The following is a 23,310-nucleotide window of genomic DNA, read 5'->3' as shown; positions in this document are numbered from 1 at the left end:
GCGGAAACCGGGTCGATTCCGTCATACGAGCCCCGGGCGAGGTGCGGATGGCGTCTCCGTCAGAGGTCGGACGACAGCGACCAGACGTTCACGGCGTCGCCCTCGTCGCGGCTGATGCGGTCGATCTCGGCGAGCTCCTCCTCCGTGAAGGACGTGTTCCGCGTCGCGGCGATGTTCTCGTCGAGCTGCGTCGTCGACGATGCGCCGATGAGCACGGAGGTGACGTGACGGTCCCGCAGCAGCCACGCGATCGCCAGCTGCGCGAGCGTCTGGCCGCGGCGCCCCGCGACCTCGGCGAGTGCGCGCACGCGGGAGAGGTTCTTCTCGGAGAGGTGGCTCTCGTCGAACGAGTAGCGGTTCGACGCGTGCGACGCGTGCGGGTCGTTCAGGAACTTGCTCGTGAGGAGTCCCTGCGCGAGCGGCGTGAACGCGATGAGGCCGAGGCCGGTGTCGTCGAGCGTGCCGAGCAGCTCGTCCTCCACCCAGCGGTTGAGCAGGTTGTAGGCGGGCTGGTGGATGACGAGGGGCGTCCCGAGGTCGGTGGCGATCTCGACGGCCCGGCGCGTGCGCTCCGGCGAGTACGACGAGATGCCGGCGTACAGGGCCTTGCCCGCGCGCACGGCGTGGTCGAGTGCCCCGATCGTCTCCTCGAGCGGGGTGCTCGGGTCGACGCGGTGCGAGTAGAAGATGTCGACGTAGTCGGTGCTCAGCCGATCCAGCGACTCGTCGAGGCTGTTGAGGAGGTACTTGCGCGATCCGAAGTCGCCGTGGGGGCCCGGCCAGTGCGGCCATCCGGCCTTCGTCGACACGACGAGCTCGCTCCGGTACGGCTTGAAGTCGGTGCGGAGGATGCGGCCGAAGTTCTCCTCGGCGGCGCCGTTGGGCGGGCCGTAGTTGTTCGCGAGGTCGAAGTGCGTGATGCCGTGGTCGAAGGCATGGCGCAGCACCTCGCGCTGCACCCGGAACGGCCGGTCGTCGCCGAAGTTCCACCACAGGCCCAGGGAGAGGGGCGGGAGGAGCAGGCCGGACGTCCCCACTCGTCGGTAGGCGAAGCCGGTGTAGCGGTCCTCCGAGGCCGCGTAGGGCCGGTGGATGTCGGCCGTGGACGTGTCGAATCGGACCTCGAAGTCGGTCATGGGTTCCTCCTGGGTGATAGGCGGCGCACGGAGCCCCGCGCCACGAGCTCGGGACGTTGGAGCGCTCGGGTGGTCTCGCGGCCCTGGTCGTCCGCGAGGAGGAGACGTGCCGCGCGGCGGCCGATCTCCTGCCCGTCCTGACGGACGGTCGTGAGGGCGGGGGAGATCATGCTCGCGAAGATGCTGTCGTCGTAGCCGACGAGCGAGACGTCGTCGGGAACGCGAACGCCCGCCGCGATGAGCCCCTTGAGCACGCCCAGCGCGAGCATGTCGTTGGCGCACAGCACCGCCGTCACGCGCGGCGCGAGACCGCGGACGCGCGGGACGGCCCGCATCCCCTCCTCCGCGCTCATCCCGCGCATCTCGATCTCGTGCACCCGCACGTCGTCGGCGCCCGCGGCCGCGTCGCGGACCCCGGCCGACCTGCTCGCGCACCAGGCGACGCGGTGCGATCCGTTGACGAACGCGATCTCGCGATGCCCCGCCTCGATGACGTGCCGGGCGGCGGAGGCGGCGCCGTGCGCGTGGTCGACGCTGACGGAGGGGAGCACGCCCTCCGGATCCTCCCGGTCGAGCAGCACGACGCGCGTGCCGCGCGCGTGCATCTGGCGGAGCGGACGGAGGCCCGGATCGGTCGGCGCCGCGAGCACGCCCCGCACGGTCTGCGAGTCGAAGGACGACAGCGCGGCGGACTCCGTGTCGGGGTCCTCGTTGGAGCTCCCGATGAGGAGCGGGAACGCGGCCTCGGAGGCGACGGACTCCACGCCCTTGATGACGTCGCCCCAGAACGGGTTCGCGACGTCGAGCACGAGCACGCCGATCGTGCTGCTCACCCCCGAGCGGAGCGTGCGGGCGGAGCCGTTGACGACGTAGCCGAGCCGGTCCATGGCGGTGAGGACCCTCTCCCGGGTCGCCTCCGCGACGAGCTCGGGGCGGTTGATCGTGTTCGACACCGTCGCCTGCGAGACGCCGATGGCGCGGGCGATGTCGACGGAGGTGACGCGGCGCTCGCGGGAGCGGCTCACGCACCGCTCCCCGCGCGCAGGTGCAGGGCCGGAAGGTCGACGCGCGCATCCCACTCGTGCACGGAGCGCCACAGGGCGTCGAACCCGTGCTCGTGCAGCGTCGACGAGGCTCCCAGGGTCTCGAACGCCGCGGTCGCGAGCGTGCGTGCGAGTCCGGCGACGCCGACGACCGTCTCGACCGCGTCCCGTTCCTCGGCGGCGCCCGCCCGGACGGCCGCGAACAGGTCGGACACCGCCGCGACGGCGACGCGTGCGGCGCCCGCGTTCTCGCCGATCCGGCGACGGAACTGCGGGTCGTCGGCGGCGAGCGGCGTGTTGCCCTGCCAGAGAACGCGCTGTCGTCCGTCGGTGAGCGCGCGACCCCGGCGGGCGGCTGCGTCGGCGATCGCCGCGTACGCGGCGGCGGCCCGCAGCAGGAGATCGCCGTCGGCCCACGAGACGGGCGCATCGGGCGGGTCTCCGGTCGTCCCGCTCTCGTCGCGGGGTCGCGGCGCCTCGACGGTGTCGGCCTCATCCCCGGATGCGGATCCGGACCTGCCGGCGTGGAGCGCGTCGGCTGCGACACCGCTCTCGGCGGCGACGTCGTTCCCGGCGCCGGCGGCGTGCGGATGGGCCGTCCGGCTCGGGTGTGTGGACATCGTGCTCCTCGTGCGTCACGGCGGATCGCGCGACGGCGCCCGTCTCTGCGCGAGCCTACCGGCGTGCCCTGGCGTGCGGGCGTCCTCCGTCATCTTGCTTCATACGTATCAGAACTCCGGCTCGCCTCCGTACGGTGGAGAGCGTGTCTCCCTCCGACCCCCGCGCCATCCTGCCCGGGCTCGACGCCCTGCTCGACGAGGTGCGCGCGGCGGCCCGGGCGAGCGATGCGTCGGCACGGCTGCCGCAGCGCTTCTCCGCCCGGCTGCGCCGTCTCGGCTTCGGGCGGATGCGCCTTCCCGTCGAGGAGGGCGGCCTCGGGGCGTCGGTGACGGAGCTCATCGAGACGGTCGCGACCGTCGCCGCGGCGGACGCGAGCCTCGCGCAGAGCTGGCGAACCCATGTCATCGCCACCGAGCGTCATCTCGTGAGCCCTGCGGGCCCCGCACGGGAGCGATGGCTGCGCCGCATCGCGGACGGCGCGATGATCGCGGGGGGATGGACGGAGGCCGACGGCAGCGCCGGCCGGTTCACGACGAGGCTCACGCGCACGGACGGCGGCCTCGTGCTCACGGGGCACAAGGGCTACTCGACGGGAAGCGCCTACGCGGACTGGCTCGAGTACAGCGCCGTCGACGACGGCGGCGAGCTCGTCATCGCCGCCGTGCGCTCGGACGCCCCCGGCCTGTCGATCGTCGACGACTGGGACGGCTTCGGGCAGCGCGCGACGGCCAGCGGCACGACGGTGCTGGCGGACGTGCCGGTCGACCCGCTCGACGTCGGGCCCTTCTCCGCGCAGCAGCCCGGCACGGCGGGATGGCAGCAGCTCGTCCTCCTCGCGGTGCTCGCCGGCATCGCGGAGGGCGCCCGCGAGAAGGCGCGCGAGCTCATCGTCCACGTCGAGCGTGCCCACGGCGCCGCGCCGTTCGCGGCGCTCGAGGAGTACGGGCGGATCAGCGCCTCCGCGGAGGCCGCGCACGCGTCGCTCGCCTGCGCGACGGGGCTCGTCGGGACGGCACAGGACGCCCTGCTCGCCCGTCCCGGGCGGTCAGGCGCCCACGCCGAGAACGCGGAGGCGCTCGCGTACGACGCCGAGACGGCGGTGTTCCGCGCGCAGCTCGCGATCGTGGCCCAGGCCGTCGACGCGGGAGACCGGCTCATGGCGCTGCCCGTCGCGCTCGGTCGTGCGGCCGATGCGGATCGCCTGCGTCGTCTCTTCGGGCTCGACCGCTTCTGGCGGGACGCCCGCACGGTCTCCACGCACAACGCGGTGGCGCTCAAGGCGCGGATGATCGCCGACCGCGAGCTCCACGGCATCGGGACGGTGGCCACCGCCGAGGAGCGCGCCGCGTTGCGCGAGGAGCGGCTCGCGACGGACGCGGCCGAGCGGGCGCTCGTCGCCGTGCGCCTGGGCGGGAGCCTTCCCGCGGAGCTCGCCGCCGATCGGGCTCTTCTCGCCGAGGCGGGAGCGCGTCTCGCGGACCGGGACGTGGCGCTCGTGGTCGGCGACGGCACGGCGTTCGACGCCGCGACGGCGGCCGCCCTGCTCATCGACGCGCTGCCCGCGGCGTGGCTGGTCGTCGAGACCGGCGGGGCTCCGGGCCATCCCTACGACTTCGCGCGGCGTCTCGCCTCGCTCGAGCAGCTGAGCGGCGGCCGCTTCGCCTGGGCGCTGCGCGGCGGGGCGGATGCGCGCACGCGCGAGCACGTCCGCGTGGCGCAGCAGCTGTGGCGGAGCTGGCCGCGCGAGAGCATCGCCGCCGACGGCACGGCGGCGCACTTCGCCGAGACCGCGCTCATCCGGCGCGTCGGGGCGGACGGGGAGTACCGGGTCGCGGGCCCCCTCAACGTGCCGAGCAGCCCGCAGCAGCTCCCCGTCTTCGCGGTCGACGAGGGCGAGGCCGCGCTCGACGACCCTCACTCGTACGTCGACCTCGTCGTCCGCGGAACCCCCGACGGCGACGAGTGGCGTCTTCCCGGTGCGGCGCCCGGCAGCCCCGCCGTCGTGCGCGTGCAGGAGACCGGCACGGCCGCCGGGCTCCTCCGGATCGCCGACGGCCTGCGGAGAGCGGCGGCGGGCCCTCCTCGCACTCTCCGCCAGCGTCTCGGACTGCCCGTCCCCGCGTTCGACGAGCTCCCCGGCGCGGGCCCGCGCTTCGTGGGCGACGTCCCGGAGGCCTCATGAGCCCGGATGCGCGGCGCCTCACGATCAACGTCAACGTCCTCGGCGTGGGCCAGCGCCCCGCGGCGTGGCGCTCGCCCGACATCGTGCCCGAGGCGATCGTCGACCTCGGTCACTGGCAGCGGGTCGCGCGCCTCGCCGAGCGGGGGCTGGTCGACGCGATCTTCCTCGCCGACCGTCCGGCGATCACCGATCCGCGCAGCCGGCCCGTGCAATACCTCGATCCGCTCGTGCTCGTCCCGGCGATGGCCGCGGCGACCGAGCGCGTCGGCTTCGTCGCGACGGCCTCCACGACCCTCAACGAGCCCGTCGAGCTCGCGCGCCGGCTGTTCTCGCTGCATGTCGCCACGGGCGGGCGCTTCGCGTGGAACGCCGTGACGACCTGGGACGTCGAGGCGATGCGCAACTTCGGGATCGAGGAACTCCCCGAGCGGGCGGAGCGCTACGACAGGGCCGAGGAGTTCGTGCAGGCGGTGCGTGCGCTCTGGGACGCCGCCGGCACGCGCGAGGAGGTGCGTCACCGCGGCGCCCGGCTGTCGTTCGACGCGTCACTCGGGATCGATCCCGTCGTGCCCGGCCGCCCCGCCGTCGTGCAGGCGGGAGGATCCGCGGCGGGCGAGCGGCTCGCCGGCCGCGTCGCGGACGCCGTCTACTCGATCGCGCACGACCCCGCGGCGTCCGCCGCCCATCGCCGTGCCGTCCAGGCGCACGCCGCAGCGGCGGGGCGCGGGGCGGACGAGCCCCGCGTCTATCCCGGGCTGGCGCTCGTCATCGGCAGCACGGAGCGCGAGGCCGGGGAAAGGTTCGAGCACTGGGAGCACCAGGCGCCTCCGACGTACAGCCTGCGCGAGCTCGAGAAGGCGCTCGGCCTCGATCTGTCGGACGTCGACCTGGAGCGCCCGCTGCCGGACGAGCTCGTCCGCGAGGCGGAGGCGGGCGGCGGATGGTCCGAGGGGTATCGTCGCGTGCTCCTCGCCCGCATCCGCGACGAGCGTCCGACCGTGCGCGCCCTGCTGCGCGACTTCGGCGGCTACGGTCAGCGCTTCCTCGCGGGGACGCCCGAGCGCATCGCGGACGCGATGCAGGAGTGGTTCGACGCGGGCGCCGCCGACGGCTTCAACGTCATGATCGACCTCTTCCCCTCGGGGCTCGAGGACCTCGTCGACCATGTGGTCCCCGTGCTGCAACGCAGAGGTCTCTTCCGCCGCGGGTACGACGACGCCGATCTGCTCGGCCGGTTCCGGCGGCCGTAGCGCGCGGCGGTTGCGCCCGCGCTCATATCGCGAAAGTGCGCTTCGCGGCACCCGGGAAGCGCACCTTTCGCGATATGAATCTCGACGCGGCGGTCTCGGTGCGTCGGTCGACGCGGCGCCGGGGCCTCGAGCGTGGCGTCGAGCGCGGCGTCGGGCCGGCTACGCGTCGAGAGCGCCCCGCGTCGTGCCGTATGCCAGCGCGTGCACGAAGCGGCGCCGGAACTCCCGGAGGTCGAACGACGTCACCGCGCGCACGGTCGGCCCCTCCGGCGTGCCGAAGACGAGAGGGTAGCCCTCGTGGGTGAGGGCGATGCGCGTCGCGAGCGAGCCGCCGTGCGGGGTGAAGTCGACGGGCCCCTCGATCCAGCCGGTGACGATCTCGGGGCGGTGCAGCACGACGGAGGCGAGCCCGTCGTGCGCGGCCGAGATCCGCCTGCCCCACTTGTACTGGTAGAAGTCGTTGTACGCGTCGAGCGTCGTCCCCGCGAAGCGGGCCCAGGGCAGGTCGGATGCGAGAAGCTGCGTCGTGACGTGCTCTTCGAGCAGGGCGTGCGAGGTCACGTTGACGCCCACCATCACGACGTTGCCGTCGTTGGGCGCGCGGAACACGCGCTCGGCCGCGAGCCGGTCGTTCGCGGTGTTCGCGTCGGTGACCGTCGCCTCTCCCGGCGCGGGGTAGGGGCCTGCGCCGCCCATGATCACGACCGACCGGAACTTCCGGAGGAGGTCGGGGTCCTTCTCCAGGGCGAGGGCGATGTTCGTCAGCGGGCCGAGCGGATGCAGGTCGACCCGGCCGGGGTGCTCGTTCGCGATGCGCACGAGGAAGTCGGCGGCCGACTCGTCCTGCAGCACGGGCTGCGGCCCGGTGAGGCCCCTGTCGCCGAGTCCGTCGCGGCCGTGGACGAACCACGCGATCGACGGCTCGCCCTCCAGTGGCCGGTCGGCGCCGCCGTAGATCGGGATGTCCCCGCGCTCGGCGACGTCCAGGACGTACGCGACGTTCCGCGCCGAGTCCTCCACCTCGCAGTTGCCGTAGATCGTCGTGATCCCGAGGACGTCGACATCCGGCTGGGCGAGCAGATAGAGCAGCGAGTGCGCGTCGTCCAGCCCCGTGTCGGTGTCGACGACGACCCACTGCCTGTCGTCCGATCCCGCCGATCCGCTCATCCGTCTCTCCTCGTCGTCGTGCCCTCGGCATCCGCCTGAGTCTCCTGCCGATCCTGCCGATCCGGCCCCTGAGCCCGGAGCTGCCCCGAACGCCGGAGCTGCCACGAACGCCGGAGTTGCCACGAACGCCGGAGTTGCCACGAACGCCGGAGTTGCCACGAACGCCGGAGCGTTCCGGCGGAATCCGTCCGGTCTTGGCGGGATCTCCGGCGGTCGGGCGTGTTCCGGGAGGCGGTCCCGTCTGGAAGCGTGTCGCAGCACGCCCCCCGGACACGCGATTGTTACGTATGATTTCCGCTCCGGGCTCTGCCGATGGCGCTCGCCGGACGGAGGATGCGAGGCTCGGAACCCCGCCTGTCCCGGCCATCGCGCCGCGGGCGGTCTCCCCGCAGCCGAAAGGACCATCCCATGGGTCACCCGAGCCCTTCCCCCCTGCGCCGCCGTGCCCTGCGTGCGCTCCCCGCGGCCGGGGCCTCCCTCGCGCTGCTCCTCGCCGGGTGCGCGTCGACGCCGTCCGGGTCCGATGACGCCGCGGACGGCGCCGCGGAGTCCTTCGAGGGCGTCGAGCTGACCGTGTGGAGCGGCCTCTACTACGAGCCCTTCGCCTCTGTGAACGCCGAGCAGATCCAGGCCTGCGCCGACGACCTCGGCCTCACGGTGAACCTCGAGACGCTGTCCGAGGACTACGCGACGAAGATCCTGCAGGCGGCCTCGTCGAACACCCTGCCCGACGTGCTGCTGCTCGACTCGACCGACGTCCCCCGCTTCGGCGCCGAGGGCATCCTGACCGACATCGGCGACGTCGGACTCACCACCGAGGGCATCAGCGACTCCGTCGCCTCCCTCGGCCAGTACGAGGGAGTGCAGTACGGGCTGCCCACGCAGGTCGAGACCTACGCCCTCTTCTACGACAGGGCGGCGTTCGCCGACGCGGGCGTCGAGGAGTTCCCGACGACGTTCGACGAGCTCGTCTCCGTGGCCTCCCGGCTGAGCGAGGACGGCCGCTACGGCATCGCCCTGCCCGGCGCCACGAGCGACGGCGCGGCGCCCCTGTTCTGGCTCCCGTTCCTGCTGAGCGCCGGGGGCGACCCCGCCGACCCGACGAGCGAGGGCGCCGTCGCGGCCGTCGACCTCTACCAGCAGCTCGTCGAGACCGGCGGCCTCTCGAGCGAGTTCGTCAGCTGGGGCTGGGACGCGCCCGACCAGTACCGCAGCGGCAAGGCCGTCATCACGGCGAGCGGCCCGTGGGACGTCGTGGCGGAAGCCCCCGAGATCGCCGACTACGGCGTCGCCCCGTACCCGACCCTCGACGGGTCGCAGGAGTCGAGCGTCGGCATCCTCGGCTACAACTGGTCGCTGCCCGTGAGCGCCGACGCCGAGCAGCAGCAGGCGGCGGCCGCCCTCATCGAGTGCCGCGTGTCGGAGGAGAACCAGCTCGAGCTCGCCGACGGCGGGTACATCCCCGCGCTCACGAGCGCGCAGGAGGCGTTCGTCGAGGCGACCCCCGCCGCGGCGGCCTTCGTCGACCCGATCGAGAACGCGTACAACTACGCCGGAGAGCTCGGGGCGGAGTGGGATCGCCTCTCGCTCGTCTACGGGTCGGCCCTGCAGTACGCCGTGGTCGACGGCGAGAGCGCCGAGGACGCCCTCGCCCGCGCGGACGCGGCGCACTGATGCCGACGCGGACGTCCGCGTGAGCGTCGCCGTGCGACAGGGGGCCGGGCGCCATGCGCGCCCGGCCCCGTCTTCGCGGACGGACGGGCCGGACGGCGGACGTGGCCGGCGGCTGCGCCTCGCGGCGCGAGGACGGCGGGAGCTGTGGCTCCTCGTCCTGCCCGCCGCGGCGTTCTTCGCGGTGTTCCTCGTGTACCCGCTCGTGTTCGGCGCGCACATGAGCACGACGGACTACGGCACGCGCACCTTCATCACGGGAGAGGCGCCGTTCGTCGGCACCGCCAACTTCGCCGAGGTGCTCGCGGGAGGCCGCGTCGGCACCGCCATCCGCAACACCCTCGTCATCACGGTGGGGTCGGTGAGCCTGCAGCTCGTGCTCGGACTCGCCATCGCGCTCCTGTTCGACCGCCGTTTCCCCGGCAGCCGCTGGATGCCGACGCTCCTCCTCATCCCCTGGCTCATCCCGACGGTCGTGGTCGCCCTGACCTGGCGGTGGCTGCTGCAGGGGGACGGGGCGGTCAACCAGGTCCTCGCCCTCGTCGGCGTGAACGGCTCGGCATGGCTCGCGAGCTCCGGCACGGCCCTCGGCGCGGTCGTGGTCGTCTCGGTGTGGGGCGGGCTGCCGTTCTGGGCGACGATCCTCGGCGCGGCGCTCAAGCAGGTGCCGCGCGAGCAGATCGAGGCGGCCCAGCTCGACGGCGCCGGTGCGTTCAAGCGGCTCGTCCACATCGTCGTCCCGGGCATCTGGCCGGTCGTCTCGGTCCTCGTGATCCTCGGGATCGTCCACACGCTGAAGATCGTCGACCTCGTCCTCGTGCTCACGGGCGGCGGCCCCGCCGACGGGACCGTCACGCTCGGCCTGCTCGCGTACCAGTCGGCCTTCCAGCTGTTCCGCTTCGGGGAGGGCGCGGCGTACGGGATGCTGCTCCTCGGCGTCACGGTCGTCATCGCGCTGCTGTACGCGTGGCTCACGGGGCGCCGGGAGAAGGAGCAGTTCGGATGAGCGCCACCCGCTCCCCCGCACGCGCGGCCGTGCGCCGGCTGCCGTGGACGCTCATCGCGGCCGCGCTGCTCGTGGTCTACCTGTTCCCCGTGTACTGGATGCTCAGCGCGTCGTTCCAGCCGTCGGCGAACTCCGCGAGCGTCCGCTGGGTCCCGGAGTCGCTCGACCCCGCCGGGTACGCGCGGGCGCTCGAAGGGGCGGGGACCTCGCTGCGCACGAGCCTCATCGTGGCGGTGGGCACCGCGCTCGTGACCCTCGTGATCGCCGTACCGGCCGCCTACGCGCTCAGCCGCCTCCGCTCCCGCGCCGTCGGCGTCGCGCTCGTGCTCGTCCTCGTCGCCCAGATGATCCCGGGCATCGTGCTCGCCAACGCGTTCTACGCGATGTTCAACCGGTGGGGACTGCTCAACAGCCTCCTCGGGCTCATCCTCGCCAACGCGACCAACGCCGTCCCGTTCGCCGTGATCCTCATCCGCTCGTTCATGCTGCACCTCGACCACGACGTCGTCGAGGCGGCGACGCTCGACGGCCTCGGCGCCGTCGGGACGCTCGTGCGCATCGTCGTGCCGCTGTCGCGGAACGCCGTCATCACGGCGGCGATCTTCGCGTTCCTGTTCAGCTGGAGCGATCTGCTGTTCGGGCTGACGCTCACGACGCAGGCGGCGTCGGAGCCCGTCATCATGTACATCTACCGGACGATCGAGGCCGCGACGACGTCGGGGCAGGACGCGCGATGGTCGACGGTGATGGCGACGTCGATCATCACGAGCCTTCCGGCCTTCGTGCTCCTCATCGTCGCCCAGCGGTACGTGAAGGCGGGCATCGCCGTCGGCTCGGGGAAGTGAGGCGCCGGCTCCCGCGGGACGCCTACTGCTCGACCCAGGCGGCGCCGAAGATCGCCCACCACGGCGCCGTGAAGCCGACGCCGTGCACCGTGGGCTTCGTCGCGACGACCGACGTGGCCTCGTGGATGGGGAAGCCGATCCCCTCCTCCACGATCGTGCGCTGGATGAGCCCGTTCAGCTCCTGGCGCCTGTCGGCGTCGAGCTCCGTGGACTGCGCGAAGATCGCGTCGTGCAGCTCCGGGTCGGGGTCGACGGTCACGCGCGTGGCGTACTCCGAGGTGAACGACGACAGGAACACGTCGGGATCGGGGCGCGTGAGGTTCCCGAAGGAGAGGCCCCAGTCCCCGGACTCGCGGTTCGCCGTCTCCTCGGCCTCGGTGAGCTGCCGCAGCTCGAGCTCGATGCCGTTGGCGGCCAGCTGCTGCTGGATGAGCTCGAACAGCGCCTGGTTCTCCGACGTGGTGTACTGCAGGTCGACGCTCAGCCGCTCGCCGTCCTTCGCGTACACGCCGTCGTCGCCCAGCTCCCATCCGTCGCCGGTCAGGATGCCGGCCACGGCGTCCTCGTCGTAGGCGAGCTCGTCGCTCAGGTCGACGTAGCCGGGGAAGACCGACGAGACGATGCTCGTCGCGGCGTCCTTCGTGTCGTCGAGGATGACGTCGTCGATCTCCTCCCGGTCGATGGCCTTCTGGATGGCCTGGCGCACGGCCGGCTGGCTCAGCAGCGGATGCGCGTCGTTCGGGTAGAGCGTGTAGACGACGCCCGACGAGGCGGCCGAGTAGACGGTGGCGGAGCCCTCGACCTCGGCGATGTCGTTCGTCGTCGGGTAGGTGATGGCATCGACCTGCCCGCTCGTGAGGGAGCCGATGCGGGTCGCGGCCTCCGGGATCACGAGGAACGTGATCTCGTCGAGGTACGCCGCGCCCTCGTTCCCGCGCACGGTCGATCCCCACGCGTAGTCCTCGCGCTTGGTGAGCACGACCTTCTCGTCCTGCACGATCTCGTCGAGCACGAAGGGGCCGGACCCGATCACGCCCTCGAAGCGCTCCTCGGCGGTGAGCTTCGTGGTCTCCGGGGCGACGATGCCGAGCGGCGCCTCGGAGAGCGCCTGCAGGAAGCCCGCCTTCGGGGCGTCGAACGTCACCGCGACGGTGTGCTCGTCGACGACCTCCGCGCCGGTGTACCCCTCGAGGTAGGCGGAGGACTGGAAGGCGTTCCCCTGCTTCCCGAGCTCGATGATCGCGTCGAGGTTGAGCTTGACCGTCTCCGCGTCGAAAGCCTCTCCGTTCGAGAAGGTGACGTCGTCGCGGAGGGCGAACTCGTAGCGCAGGCCGTCGTCGCTGATCGTCCAGTCCGTCGCGAGCCACGGGACGATCTCGCCCGTCGCGGGGTCCTGGTCGACGAGGTTGTCGGTGATCTGGATGTTCGAGTAGGTGCATCCGGACGTCTGCTGCTTGTCGTAGGCGCCGCACCAGTCGGTGATGCCGACGGTGAGCTCGCCGCCCGACTGCGGTTCCGCGGACGTCGCCTGGTCGGTGCCTGCGTCGCCGCCGGAACAGGCGGAGAGCAGCAGGGCGAGCGCGGCGACGGCGCCGAGCGCCAGCCGTGATCTGGTCTTCATGGAGTGCCTCTCTGTCGGGTGGGGTGTCCGGGGACGGCCGGGGTCGTGCCGCGGAGGGATCAGCGGGTCTCGAGACGGCGACCGGGGATCGCGTCGAGCAGCTCGCGGGTGTACGCGGTGCGGGGCGAGGCGAACAGCTCCTCGACCGTGCCGCGCTCCTGCACCTCGCCGGCGCGCAGCACGATCGCCTCGTGGGCGATCTGCCGGACGACGGCGAGGTCGTGCGAGATGAAGAGGTACGACAGCCCCTGCTCTCGCTGCAGCTCGGCGAGGAGGTCGAGGATGATCCGCTGCACCGACACGTCGAGCGCCGAGACGGGCTCGTCGAGGATGAGAAGACGCGGCTCCAGCGCGAGGGCGCGGGCGATCGCGACGCGCTGACGCTGACCGCCCGACAGCTCGCCGGGCCGCCGGTCGGCGAAGTCGGCGGGCAGCTGGACCTCGTCGACGAGCTCGCGCACGCGGCGGCCGCGGGAGGCGCGGTCGCCCACGCGGAAGGACCGCAGGGGCTCCTCGACGATCTGCGCGACGGTGAAGCGCGGGTCGAGCGAGGCGTAGGGGCTCTGGAACACGAACTGGACGCGTCGGCGCAGCTCCCGCCGCTCGCGCGGGCCCCCGTCGTGCAGGTCGACGCCGTCCACGTGCACCTCGCCGCTCGTCGCCGTCTCGAACCCGCCGAGGATCCGCGCGGTGGTCGTCTTGCCCGAGCCCGACTCCCCGACGATCGCGAGCGTGCTCCCGGCGACGATGTCGAAGGACACCCCGGCGACGGAGCGGAGGATCTCGCGGCTCCCGTCCTCGGAGCGGAGGACGAAGTCCTTGCGGAGGTCGCGCACCGACGCGATGGGCGGCGCGCTGAGCGCCTCCTCCGACGGGGCCGGCGCCTTGACGGTCTCGCCGACGCGGGCGGCGATCGACGGGGCCGCCTCGAACAGCGCCCGGGTGTAGGCGTGCCGGGGAGCGGTCACCACCTCGTCGACGGGGCCGTGCTCGACGAGGCGTCCGCGCTCGAGGACGAGGACGGTGTCGGCGCGGTCGGCGGCGACGCCGAGGTCGTGGGTGATGAGGACGGTCGCCGTGCCCCGCTCCCGCGCGAGGTCGGCGAGCTGATCGAGCACGCGGGCCTGCACCGTGACATCCAGCCCCGAGGTGGCCTCGTCGGCGACGATGAGCGGCGGCCGGGCGGCGATCGCGATGGCGATGAGGACGCGCTGGCGCTGACCGCCCGACAGTTGATGCGGGAACTGCCGGAACCGCAGCTCCGGCCGGTCGATCCCGACGCGTTCGAGCAGCTCGACCGCCTGGGCGCGGGCCTCGGCGCGGCGGGCGAGGCGATGGACGATGAGGGCCTCGGCGACCTGGTAGCCGACCGTGAGGACGGGGTCGAGGCTCAGGGTCGGGTCCTGCGGGACGAGGCCGACGACCCGACCGCGCAGCCGGGCGAGCTCCCGCTCGCGCAGCGCGGTGATCTCGTTGCCGTCCACGACGATCCGCCCGGATGCGATCTCGGCGTTGCGGGCGAGCAGGCCGACGATCGCGTGCGCCGTGGTCGACTTCCCCGACCCCGATCCGCCCACGATCGCGACGGTCTCGCCCGCGGAGAGCGAGAACGAGACGTCCTCCACGGCGGGGACGAGGTCGCGGCCGCGCCGGTAGGAGACGCTGAGGCCCTCGACGCGGAGGACGGGTGTTTCGCCGCTCATGCTCTGCGGCCTCCGATCGCGCGGCTGAGGGTGTTGGTCGTCAGCACGAGGACGACGATGACGAGCCCGGGCAGCGTCGTCAGCCACCACGCCGTCGCGAGGTACTGGCGCCCGTCGGAGATGAGGCTGCCCCACTCCGGCGTCGGGGGCTGCGCCCCGTAGCCGAGGAAGCTCAGCGACGCGATGGCGAGGATGGCGCCGCCGAACTCGAGCGCGACGAGCGAGAGGACGGGGCCGGCCGCGTGCGGGAACACGTGGCGTAGGAGGATGTCCCACCACCGCGCGCCCGAGCCCTGCGCGGCCTCGACGAAGCCGGACGTGCGCACCTTAAGCACCTCGGAGCGCATGACGCGGCTGAACTGCGCGACGGATCCGATCCCGACGGCGATGGCGACGTTGAGCGTGCCGAAGCCGAGGGCCGTGACGAGGAGGAGCGAGACGAGGAGGCTCGGGATCGAGAGCAGGACGTCGACGACGCGCATCAGCACCTCGTCGAGCCATCCGCCCAGGAACCCCGCGAGGAGTCCGACGACGCTGCTGATGACGAAGGCGACCGCGACGGCCACGAGGCTCGCCTGCAGCGACAGCGACGACCCGTACACGACGCGGGCGAACAGGTCGCGGCCGATCGCATCCGTGCCGAAGGGATGCGCGAGCGACGGCGGCTGCCGTGCGATCGATCCGTCGCCGACGAGCGGGTCGTAGGGCGTCCAGAGCTGTGGGAAGAACGCCCACGACACGACGGCGACGAGGACGACGACCGCCACGACGACGCTCGGCCGGATCGCCCGGGGTCGGCGCCCGGCGGCTCGTCGCGAGGGTGCGGGAGGGAGGGGGACGACGGTCTCCGTCGTGTCGTCGATGGTGACGGCTGTCATGGTCGCCTGTCCTTCCGCGGGCTAGGAGGCCCGCCGCGCGATGCGGGGATCGATGACGGGATAGAGCAGGTCGACGACGAGGTTGACGACCGCGAACGCCACGGCGGTGAGCACGACGAGCGCCTGCACCATCGGGATGTCCTGCGCGTCGACGGCGGTCTGCAGGAGGCGGCCGAGCCCGTTGCGCGAGAACACGGTCTCGGTCACGACGACGCCCGCGAAGATGCCGCCGACGGTGAGCCCGATGAGCGTGAACGTCGGGATGACGGCGTTGCGCAGGGTGTGCACGAAGTGGATGCGCGCCGTCCGGGCGCCCTTCGCGCGGACGATCTCGACGAACGGGGCCTCCAGCGTCCGTTCGAGGCTCTCGCCGAGCACCTGGGCGTACGCCGCCGCCGCGGGGATCGCGAGGGCGATCGCCGGGAGCACGAGCGACGCGAACCCCTCCGTGCCGACCGCGGGGAACCATCCGAGCTGGAACGAGAAGACCTGCAGCAGCGTGAGGCCCACCCAGAAGGACGGGAAGGACGCCGCGAGGGGCGGCAGCAGGAACAGCGCGGTCCGGACGGCGTTGCGTCGCGACAGGTTGGCGACGATCGCGATCGCGAAGCCGAGGACGATCGAGACCGTCAGCGCGAGCGACGCGAGCGCGAGCGTCGGGAGGACGAACTCGCCGATGACCTCGGCGACGGGGGAGCCGTACTGGATCGACTGCCCGAAGTCGCCCTGGACGGCCCGGAGGAGCAGCGTCGCGTACTGCACGACGAGCGGCCGGTCGAAGCCGTACCTCTCCTCCAGCGCCGCACGCACCTCGCCGTCGACGGCGTAGTCGCCCTCGCCGCCGGAGGAGCCGGCGATCATGAGGGCGACGGGATCGCTCGGCAGCGAGTAGAGGAGGAGGAACGTGATCGTGTAGGCGCCCCAGATCACGAGCAGCGCATAGCCGATGCGCCGGAGCACATAGCGTGTCACACCGATCCGCCTCCACTGGTCGCCGTCGGCCCCGTGCCGGGCACCCGGCATACCGTCGCACTCCGTGGAGGGCCCGACAATTCAGGGCGAAACAGTCGGCCCTGTTCCGAAACACGCGGACACATCGGCGTCGGCTCGCGGTGTGCCGCTCGTCGGTGCGGAAGTGCGGTTGTGGGCGCGGATGACCGCACTTTGGCACTGACGAAGACCGGCGTGGCCGTCGGGCGGGCGCGAACCGCGGTACGCGTGCGATGGCGTCGGATGGGCCCGGCAGGACGCGCACAACGCAGGAATTCTTCGCGCAGGCGAGGGGCGCCGCCGCAGGAACATGCGGGCGGTGTCGACGTCGGTCTGCGATTCTCCTGCGTCGTGCATCGGCCGCAGCCGTAGCGCCGTGCGCCCGACGGCCGGCCCGACGCGCGCCCCGGCGCCGGGGCACTTCCGACACGCACGGACGAGGGGATGGTCGGGCCCCGCCCCGGGATGGCAAGGTGGTGCCATGGTCGGACGCATTCCCGTGATCGACGTCCATCCGCTCATCCACGGCGGGGAGCTGCCGGCGAAGGCGACTCGGGGCGAGCCGCTTCCCGTGCGCGCCACGGTCTTCCGGGAGGGACACGGCGGGCTGGGCGCCGAGGTCGTGCTCACGGGGCCCGACGGCGAACGACGCGCCCCCGTGCGGATGCGCGAGATCGCGCCGGGGACCGACCGGTACGAGGCCTGGGCGACGCCGGACGCCGAGGGCGCCTGGACGTTCGAGGTGCAGGCCTGGGCGGACCCCCTCGCGACGTGGCGGCATGCGGCGAGCGCGAAGATCGCCGCGGGCGTCGATGTCGACCTCATGTTCCTCGAAGGGCGGCTGCTGCTCGAACGGGTCGAGCGGGCGAGCGCGACGCGGCTCGCCGACCACGAGCGCGAGACCCTTCGTGCCGCCCTCGACGCGGCGACCGACGAGAGCAGGCCCGCGGCGGCCCGGATGGCGGTGCTCGCGAGCGACGAGGTCGGCGCGCTGTTCCGCGCCCATCCGCTGCGCGACCTGCTGACCGTCGAGGGCCCCCATCCGCTCTTCGCCGACCGCGAGCGGGCGCTCTTCGGCAGCTGGTACGAGTTCTTCCCGCGCTCGGAGGGGGCCGAGGTCGACAAGCGCACGGGAAAGGTCCGCAGCGGGACGTTCACGACCGCGGCGAAGCGCCTCCCCGCCGTCGCCGACATGGGCTTCGACGTGCTCTATCTGCCGCCGATCCATCCCATCGGGGACATCGGCCGCAAGGGGGCGAACAACACCCTGACGCCCGGCCCCGACGACCCCGGCTCGCCGTGGGCGATCGGCTCCCGGCACGGCGGGCACGACGCCATCCACCCGGACCTCGGCACGTTCGCCGACTTCGACGCGTTCGTGCGCACGGCGAGGCGGCTCGGCATCGAGATCGCCCTCGACCTCGCGCTGCAGGCGTCTCCCGACCATCCGTGGGTCGCCGAGCATCCGGAGCTCTTCGCCACGCGCGCGGACGGCACGATCGCCCACGCCGAGAACCCGCCGAAGAAGTATCAGGACATCTATCCCGTCGACTTCGACCACGATCCCGAGGGCGTCTTCGCCGAGGTGCTGCGCATCGTCCGGCTGTGGATGGGCCACGGCGTGCGGATCTTCCGCGTCGACAACCCGCACACGAAGCCCGTCGCGTTCTGGGAGCGGCTGCTCGGCGAGGTCCGGCGCTCCGACCCCGACGTGCTCTTCCTCTCCGAGGCGTTCACGCGGCCCGCGATGATGCGCACGCTCGGCGCGGTCGGCTTCCATCAGTCGTACACGTACTTCACGTGGCGCACGGGCAAGCGCGAGATCGAGGAGTATCTGCGCGAGGTGTCGAGCGAGACCGACCACCTGCTGCGCCCGAACTTCTTCGTCAATACCCCCGACATCCTGCACGCCTTCCTGCAGTACGGCGGACCGGCCGCCTTCCGCATCCGTGCGACGCTCGCGGCGCTGGGCTCGCCGTCGTGGGGCGTGTACGCGGGGTTCGAGCTGTATGAGCACGTCGCCGTGAAGCCGGGGAGCGAGGAGTACCTCGACAGCGAGAAGTACCAGCTCCGCGTCCGCGACTGGGATGCCGCGGAGCGCGACGGACGCACGCTCGCCCCCTATATCGCCCGCCTCAACGCGCTGCGTCGCGCGCATCGGGCGCTCCAGCTCCTCCGGAACCTCGTCGTGCACGCGACCGACGACGACCACGTCCTCTGCTTCTCGAAGAGCTCGGGTGACGACACCGTCATCGTCGTGCTCAACCTCGACCCCCACGGAGCCCGCGAGACGATGGTCCGCCTGGACCTGGAGGCGGCGGGCCTGCCCGAGTCCTTCGTCGTCCACGACGAGCTCACGGGCGCCGACTGGACCTGGGGGCGCGACGACTACGTGCGCCTCGACCCCGCGCACGAGGTCGCGCACATCCTGAGCGTCCGCACCCCGCGCGGGGAGCCCGCCGCGCGGGCGGGGCGTCCCTCGCCGATCGGAGCGTCATGACGGCCGCTGCCCTCCCCGTCGACCACGCCATCCTCGCGCAGCTCGCCCGCGGCGAGCACGGCGACCCGCACGCGGTGCTCGGCCCCCATCCGCACGACGGCGCCGTGACGGTGCGCGTGCTCAAGCCGCTCGCGGGGTCTGTCACGGTGCGCTATCGGCTCCCGGCGCCGACCCGGCGCGCACCCGACGGCTGGGCGAGGGCCGCGCTCGCACACGAGCACGAGGGCGTCTGGGTCGGCGTGCTGCCGGTCGCCGACGTCCCCGCCTACCGGCTCGAGATCGCGTACGAGGGATCCGAGACGCTCCATCGCGACGACCCGTACCGGTTCCTGCCGACCCTCGGCGAGAGGGATCTGCACCTCATCGGCGAGGGGCGCCACGAACGGCTGTGGACGGTGCTCGGCGCGCACGTGCACCGCTACGACGGGCTGGGCGTGGCGCCCGACGTGACGGGCACGGCCTTCGCCGTGTGGGCGCCGCGCGCTCGTGCCGTGAGGCTGAAGGCGGACGTCAACGACTGGGACGGCCGCGAGCACCCGATGCGGCAGCTCGGCTCGTCGGGCGTGTGGGAGCTGTTCGTCCCCGACGTGGGAGGCGGTGCGACGTACAAGTACGTGATCCTCGGCGCCGACGGCGTCTGGCGGGAGAAGGCCGACCCGCTCGCGTCCTGGGCGGAGCGGCCGCCGCAGACGGCCTCGCGCGTGTTCGAGTCCGCGTACGAGTGGGGCGACGGGGAGTGGATGGCCGATCGGGCCGCCCGCGCCCCGATCTCCGAGCCGATGTCGGTCTACGAGCTGCACCTGGCCTCCTGGCGGCGCGACCGCTCCTATGCGCAGCTCGCCGACGAGCTCGTGCCGTACCTCGTCGACCTCGGGTTCACGCACGTGGAGCTCATGCCCGTCATGCAGCATCCGTTCGGCGGCTCGTGGGGCTATCACGTCACGGGCTACTACGCGCCCGACAGCCGGTTCGGCGACCCGGACGGCCTCCGCCTGCTGATCGACCGCCTGCACCGGGCGGGCGTCGGTGTCATCCTCGACTGGGTCCCCGGCCACTTCGCGACCGACGAGTGGGCGCTCGCCCGCTTCGACGGCGCGCCCCTCTACGAGGACCCGAACCCCCAGCGCGGGTGGCACACCGAGTGGGGCTCGCACATCTTCGACTTCGGCCGCCCCGAGGTGCGGAACTTCCTCTACGCCAACGCCCTGTACTGGCTCGAGGAGTTCCACGCCGACGGCCTGCGCGTGGACGGCGTGGCCTCCATGCTGTACCTCGACTACGCGCGTGAGGAGGGGGAGTGGACACCGAACGTCCACGGCGGGCGCGAGAACCTCGAGGCCGTGCAGTTCCTGCAGGAGCTCAACGCCACGGCGTACCGTCGCGTCCCGGGCATCGCCATGATCGCGGAGGAGTCGACGACCTGGCCGGGTGTCACGCAGCCGACGAGCGCGGGCGGGCTCGGGTTCGGGTTCAAGTGGAACATGGGATGGATGCACGACAGCCTGCAGTATCTGCGCCGCGAGCCCGTGCACCGTTCGTTCCACCATCACGAGCTGACGTTCTCCTTCACCTATGCGTGGAGCGAGAACTACGTCCTGCCCCTCTCGCACGACGAGGTCGTGCACGGCAAGGGGTCGCTCCTGCGCAAGATGCCGGGAGACCGGTGGCAGCAGCTCGCGAACCTGCGCGCGTACTACGCGTTCATGTGGGCGCATCCGGGCAAGCAGATGGTCTTCATGGGCGACGAGCTCGGGCAGGAGGCCGAGTGGGCCGAGTCGCGGGAGCTCGACTGGTGGCTTCTCGAGCATCCGGAGCACCGCGGCCTGCGCGACGCCGTGCGCGACGTCAACGCCCGCTATCGGGAGTCCCGCGCGCTGTGGGCCTCCGACGACGACCCCGCGTCGTTCGCGTGGATCGCGGCCGACGCCCCGCGCAACGTGGCGGCGTTCCTGCGCCGCAGCGGGGAGGACGAGCTCGTGTCGGCGACGAACTTCTCGGCCGTTCCCCACCACGGGTATCGGCTGGGGCTCCCGGGCGACGGCGCCTGGGAGGAGTGCCTCAACACCGACGCCGAGGCGTACGGGGGCTCGGGCGCCGGCAACCTCGGCGCGGTCACGGCCGTCACGGGCGGGCACGACGGATGGCCCGCGCACGCCGACGTCGTGCTGCCGCCTCTCGCGACGGTGTGGTTCCGGCGAGGCTGAGGGGCGGGCGCCGGGACCTCAGCGCACGGTCGCGGGCAGCTCCGACGGCTCGACCGACGGGTAGCGGGTCGAGAGCTTGTCGATCCACGCCAGAGCGAGGGCCGAGAGGATGAAGGCGAGGTGGATGACCACCTGCCAGAAGACGCCCTCGGTCGTGTACGTCTCTCCCGTCACGGACTCGTCCGCGCTGGAGCCGATGTCGCCCACCTCGATGAACGTGCGCAGCAGGTGGATGGACGAGATGCTGATGATCGAGATCGCGAGCTTGACCTTGAGGACGTTCGCGTTGACGTGGTTGAGCCAGTCGGGCTGGTCGGGATGGTCGTTGACCCGCAGCCGGGAGACGAAGATCTCGTAGCCGCCCATGATGACCATGATGAGCAGGTTCGCGATCATGACGACGTCGATGAGGCCGAGGACGGCGAGCATGATCGTCGCCTCGTTGAGCTGCGTGATGTCGTGGAACACCGTCTCGATGAGGTGCCACAGGTCGATCATGAAGACGATCACGTAGACGAGCTGCGCGACGATGAGGCCGACGTAGAGCGGGGCCTGCAGCCAGCGGCTGGCGAAGATGAAGTAGCCGAGCGCTCCGGATGCGCCGGGACGTCGTCGTGGCGATGCGGGGATGTCGGACGGGTCGGTCTGCGCGGTCACGGTGGCCTTTCTCGGGGAGGGGACCGATCATAGGGGCGCGTTCCTCTGAGCCAGCTCGGCGCCGAGAGCCGCGACGACCCGCCGGGGGTGCACGCCGGCCGGGCGTGCACCCCGCGGGCTCAGCGACGCAGCCAGACGGTCGTCGCGCCGGGCAGCAGGCCGCCATCGAGCGCGGCGCTCGCGAGCAGCACCTCTCCGGCGGGGAGCTCCACGGGCTCCTCGCCGAAGTTCGTGACGTTCACCCATCCGCCCGGTCGGGCGAACGCCAGCACGTCGCCGGCCGACAGCTCGTCGATCCACTCGAGGCTCTCAGCCGTCTGCAGCTCCCGCCGCAGGCGCAGCGCCTCTCGGTAGAGCGAGAGCGTCGAGGACGGGTCGTCCTCCTGCGCCTCGACGGATGCCGGGCCGAACCACTCCGGCTGCGGCAGATGGGCCGGGCCGTCGCCGAAGCCGAACGACGGGCCGTCCGTCTTCCAGGGCAGCGGGACGCGGCATCCGTCCCGGCCCTTGTCGACGCCGGGGTTGCGGAAGAACGTCGGGTCCTGGCGCGCCTCGTCGGGGATGTCGCCGACCTCGTGCAGACCCAGCTCCTCCCCCTGGTAGAGGTACGCCGAGCCCGGCAGCGCCAGCTCGAACAGCGTCGCCGCGCGGGCGCGTCTCTCGCCCCGGGCGCGATCGAGCTCCGACTCCGGAGCGCCGGCGAGGAGCCACGCCTTGCTGGGCGTCTGCATCATCCCGGCGGCGCCGGACGGCTGTGCCGGGAGCCCGTAGCGCGTGGCGTGCCGCACGACGTCGTGATTCGAGAACACCCACGTCGTCGACGATCCCGACGCCGCCGACAGCTCGAGGTTCTCGGCGACGATCGCGCGGAACCTCTCCGCGTCGAAGTCCGCCTGCAGCAGGTCGAAGTTGAACGCCTGGCCGAGGCCCTCCGCGCTGGCGTAGCGGGGGCGGCGGGGCGTGTCGACCCACGCCTCGGCGATCGCGATGCGCGGCGGGTCGTACTCGTCGAACACCCGGCGCCAGTCGGCGTAGATGTCGTGCACCTCGTCGCGGTCCCAGAGGGGATGGGCGCCGGGCTCGGTGATGGCGTCCATCTCGGCCTTCGTCGGCAGCTCGTCGGCGAGGCTCTTCGCGAGGCCGTGGGCGACGTCCACGCGGAACCCGTCGACGCCGCGGTCCGACCAGAAGCGCAGGGTCGTGCGGAAGTCCTCGCGCACCTCCTCGTCGTTCCAGTCGAGGTCGGGCTGCTCCTTCGCGAAGAGGTGCAGGTACCACTGCCCGTCGGGAACGCGGGTCCACGACGGGCCGCCGAAGATGCTCTCCCAGTCGGCGGGCGGCAGCTCGCCGTCCTCCCCCTTGCCGTCGCGGAAGATGTAGCGTGCGCGCTCCCGGCTGCCGGGCCCCGCCGCGAGCGCCTGCCGGAACCACTCGTGGCGGTCGGAGGTGTGGTTCGGCACGAGGTCGACGATGAGGCGGATCCCCGCGGCATGCAGCTCGCGCACCATCTCGTCGAACTCCTCCAGCGTGCCGATGCGGGGGTCGACGTCGCGGTAGTCGTCGACGTCGTACCCGCCGTCCGCGAGCGCGGAGGGGTAGAACGGGCTCAGCCACACGGCGTCGACGCCGAGCTCGCGGAGGTACGGCACGCGCGAGATGATGCCGCGCAGGTCGCCGATGCCGTCTCCGTTCGCGTCGGCGAACGAGCGCGGGTAGATCTGGTAGACGGCCGCCTGGCGCCACCAGTCGGCGTCGCCGGCGATGAGGGCGTCTGCGGCGTGGGGGAGAGTCGTCACGACTGTTCTTCCTTACTGTTGTCGGTTCTCGCGGGATGTC

17 protein-coding genes are annotated in these 23,310 nt (G+C 72.4%); 7 read left to right on the top strand and 10 right to left on the bottom strand.

Going from position 1 to position 23,310, the window contains the following annotated elements:
- Window positions 1–59: 59 nt before the first annotated feature.
- From mgrA to N8K70_RS15565, 3 genes are read right to left on the bottom strand one after another with little or no spacing between them, the layout of a single operon-like run.
- Window positions 60–1,136 (bottom strand): L-glyceraldehyde 3-phosphate reductase, encoded by a 1,077-nt coding sequence (gene mgrA / locus N8K70_RS15575; protein WP_317139264.1) that lies wholly within the window; start codon window positions 1,134–1,136, stop codon window positions 60–62.
- Entirely contained in the window at window positions 1,133–2,161 is a 1,029-nt protein-coding gene (locus tag N8K70_RS15570) for a LacI family DNA-binding transcriptional regulator (RefSeq protein WP_317139263.1), read from the bottom strand. Before N8K70_RS15570 ends, mgrA begins: the two co-directional genes overlap by 4 nt.
- Complete coding sequence (locus tag N8K70_RS15565; protein WP_317139262.1) at window positions 2,158–2,799, bottom strand: acyl-CoA dehydrogenase family protein; 642 nt, start codon at window positions 2,797–2,799, stop codon at window positions 2,158–2,160. Before N8K70_RS15565 ends, N8K70_RS15570 begins: the two co-directional genes overlap by 4 nt.
- Window positions 2,800–2,942: 143 nt before the next feature.
- Between N8K70_RS15565 and N8K70_RS15560 the strand changes: the two genes are divergently transcribed.
- Both N8K70_RS15560 and N8K70_RS15555 read left to right on the top strand, forming a co-directional pair.
- Window positions 2,943–4,982: an acyl-CoA dehydrogenase family protein gene (locus tag N8K70_RS15560; RefSeq protein WP_317139261.1), complete on the top strand. Its 2,040-nt coding sequence runs from the start codon at window positions 2,943–2,945 to the stop codon at window positions 4,980–4,982.
- Entirely contained in the window at window positions 4,979–6,232 is a 1,254-nt protein-coding gene (locus N8K70_RS15555; protein ID WP_317139260.1) for an LLM class flavin-dependent oxidoreductase, read from the top strand. The genes N8K70_RS15560 and N8K70_RS15555 overlap by 4 nt, the downstream gene beginning before the upstream one ends.
- Window positions 6,233–6,391: 159 nt before the next feature.
- Here the strand turns inward: N8K70_RS15555 and N8K70_RS15550 are convergent, their stop codons facing one another.
- Window positions 6,392–7,399: a nucleoside hydrolase gene (locus N8K70_RS15550; protein ID WP_317139259.1), complete on the bottom strand. Its 1,008-nt coding sequence runs from the start codon at window positions 7,397–7,399 to the stop codon at window positions 6,392–6,394.
- A gap of 408 nt (window positions 7,400–7,807) precedes the next feature.
- Between N8K70_RS15550 and N8K70_RS15545 the strand changes: the two genes are divergently transcribed.
- The 3 genes from N8K70_RS15545 to N8K70_RS15535 are packed head-to-tail and all read left to right on the top strand — an operon-like array spanning window position 7,808 to window position 10,921.
- On the top strand, window positions 7,808–9,073 hold the full coding sequence (locus N8K70_RS15545) for a sugar ABC transporter substrate-binding protein (protein WP_317139258.1): 1,266 nt from the start codon (window positions 7,808–7,810) through the stop codon (window positions 9,071–9,073).
- A 19-nt stretch (window positions 9,074–9,092) separates the two neighbouring features.
- Window positions 9,093–10,076: a carbohydrate ABC transporter permease gene (locus N8K70_RS15540; protein WP_317139257.1), complete on the top strand. Its 984-nt coding sequence runs from the start codon at window positions 9,093–9,095 to the stop codon at window positions 10,074–10,076.
- On the top strand, window positions 10,073–10,921 hold the full coding sequence (locus N8K70_RS15535; RefSeq protein WP_317139256.1) for a carbohydrate ABC transporter permease: 849 nt from the start codon (window positions 10,073–10,075) through the stop codon (window positions 10,919–10,921). The genes N8K70_RS15540 and N8K70_RS15535 overlap by 4 nt, the downstream gene beginning before the upstream one ends.
- A gap of 22 nt (window positions 10,922–10,943) precedes the next feature.
- On the opposite strand, the gene N8K70_RS15530 is transcribed toward N8K70_RS15535, so the two are convergent.
- The 4 genes from N8K70_RS15530 to N8K70_RS15515 are packed head-to-tail and all read right to left on the bottom strand — an operon-like array spanning window position 10,944 to window position 16,095.
- Complete coding sequence (locus N8K70_RS15530) at window positions 10,944–12,542, bottom strand: ABC transporter substrate-binding protein (protein ID WP_317139255.1); 1,599 nt, start codon at window positions 12,540–12,542, stop codon at window positions 10,944–10,946.
- Between the two features lie 59 nt (window positions 12,543–12,601).
- On the bottom strand, window positions 12,602–14,245 hold the full coding sequence (locus N8K70_RS15525; RefSeq protein ID WP_317139254.1) for an ABC transporter ATP-binding protein: 1,644 nt from the start codon (window positions 14,243–14,245) through the stop codon (window positions 12,602–12,604).
- On the bottom strand, window positions 14,242–15,123 hold the full coding sequence (locus N8K70_RS15520) for an ABC transporter permease (protein ID WP_317139253.1): 882 nt from the start codon (window positions 15,121–15,123) through the stop codon (window positions 14,242–14,244). The genes N8K70_RS15525 and N8K70_RS15520 overlap by 4 nt, the downstream gene beginning before the upstream one ends.
- A 21-nt stretch (window positions 15,124–15,144) precedes the next feature.
- Complete coding sequence (locus tag N8K70_RS15515) at window positions 15,145–16,095, bottom strand: ABC transporter permease (protein WP_317139252.1); 951 nt, start codon at window positions 16,093–16,095, stop codon at window positions 15,145–15,147.
- Window positions 16,096–16,594: 499 nt separating this feature from the next.
- Between N8K70_RS15515 and N8K70_RS15510 the strand changes: the two genes are divergently transcribed.
- Together N8K70_RS15510 and glgB are read left to right on the top strand one after the other, a co-directional pair.
- On the top strand, window positions 16,595–18,613 hold the full coding sequence (locus N8K70_RS15510; RefSeq protein WP_317139251.1) for an alpha-1,4-glucan--maltose-1-phosphate maltosyltransferase: 2,019 nt from the start codon (window positions 16,595–16,597) through the stop codon (window positions 18,611–18,613).
- Complete coding sequence (glgB, locus tag N8K70_RS15505) at window positions 18,610–20,817, top strand: 1,4-alpha-glucan branching protein GlgB (protein ID WP_394357787.1); 2,208 nt, start codon at window positions 18,610–18,612, stop codon at window positions 20,815–20,817. The genes N8K70_RS15510 and glgB overlap by 4 nt, the downstream gene beginning before the upstream one ends.
- Window positions 20,818–20,835: 18 nt before the next feature.
- Here glgB and N8K70_RS15500 read toward each other — a convergent pair whose 3' ends face one another.
- Window positions 20,836–21,474: a TIGR00645 family protein gene (locus N8K70_RS15500; RefSeq protein ID WP_317139250.1), complete on the bottom strand. Its 639-nt coding sequence runs from the start codon at window positions 21,472–21,474 to the stop codon at window positions 20,836–20,838.
- A 119-nt stretch (window positions 21,475–21,593) separates the two neighbouring features.
- Entirely contained in the window at window positions 21,594–23,270 is a 1,677-nt protein-coding gene (locus N8K70_RS15495) for a glycoside hydrolase family 13 protein (RefSeq protein ID WP_317139249.1), read from the bottom strand.
- Window positions 23,271–23,310 lie beyond the last annotated feature (40 nt).

It is taken from the genome of Microbacterium sp. AB, from assembly GCF_032878875.1.
Classification (GTDB): domain Bacteria; phylum Actinomycetota; class Actinomycetes; order Actinomycetales; family Microbacteriaceae; genus Microbacterium; species Microbacterium betulae.
Note: the sequence above shows the minus strand (reverse complement) of the source record. Positions and strands in the feature narration are given on the sequence as shown.

Excerpts from the sequence above, each read along its gene's own strand:
- N8K70_RS15520 (WP_317139253.1), bottom strand. The coding sequence starts at position 15,123 with ATGACAGCCGTCACCATCGACGACACGACGGAGACCGTCGTCCCCCTC.
- N8K70_RS15550 (WP_317139259.1), bottom strand. The coding sequence starts at position 7,399 with ATGAGCGGATCGGCGGGATCGGACGACAGGCAGTGGGTCGTCGTCGAC.
- N8K70_RS15565 (WP_317139262.1), bottom strand. The coding sequence starts at position 2,799 with ATGTCCACACACCCGAGCCGGACGGCCCATCCGCACGCCGCCGGCGCC.
- N8K70_RS15555 (WP_317139260.1), top strand. The coding sequence starts at position 4,979 with ATGAGCCCGGATGCGCGGCGCCTCACGATCAACGTCAACGTCCTCGGC.
- N8K70_RS15510 (WP_317139251.1), top strand. The coding sequence starts at position 16,595 with ATGGTCGGACGCATTCCCGTGATCGACGTCCATCCGCTCATCCACGGC.
- N8K70_RS15535 (WP_317139256.1), top strand. The coding sequence starts at position 10,073 with ATGAGCGCCACCCGCTCCCCCGCACGCGCGGCCGTGCGCCGGCTGCCG.
- N8K70_RS15525 (WP_317139254.1), bottom strand. The coding sequence starts at position 14,245 with ATGAGCGGCGAAACACCCGTCCTCCGCGTCGAGGGCCTCAGCGTCTCC.
- N8K70_RS15545 (WP_317139258.1), top strand. The coding sequence starts at position 7,808 with ATGGGTCACCCGAGCCCTTCCCCCCTGCGCCGCCGTGCCCTGCGTGCG.
- N8K70_RS15530 (WP_317139255.1), bottom strand. The coding sequence starts at position 12,542 with ATGAAGACCAGATCACGGCTGGCGCTCGGCGCCGTCGCCGCGCTCGCC.
- mgrA (WP_317139264.1), bottom strand. The coding sequence starts at position 1,136 with ATGACCGACTTCGAGGTCCGATTCGACACGTCCACGGCCGACATCCAC.
- glgB (WP_394357787.1), top strand. The coding sequence starts at position 18,610 with ATGACGGCCGCTGCCCTCCCCGTCGACCACGCCATCCTCGCGCAGCTC.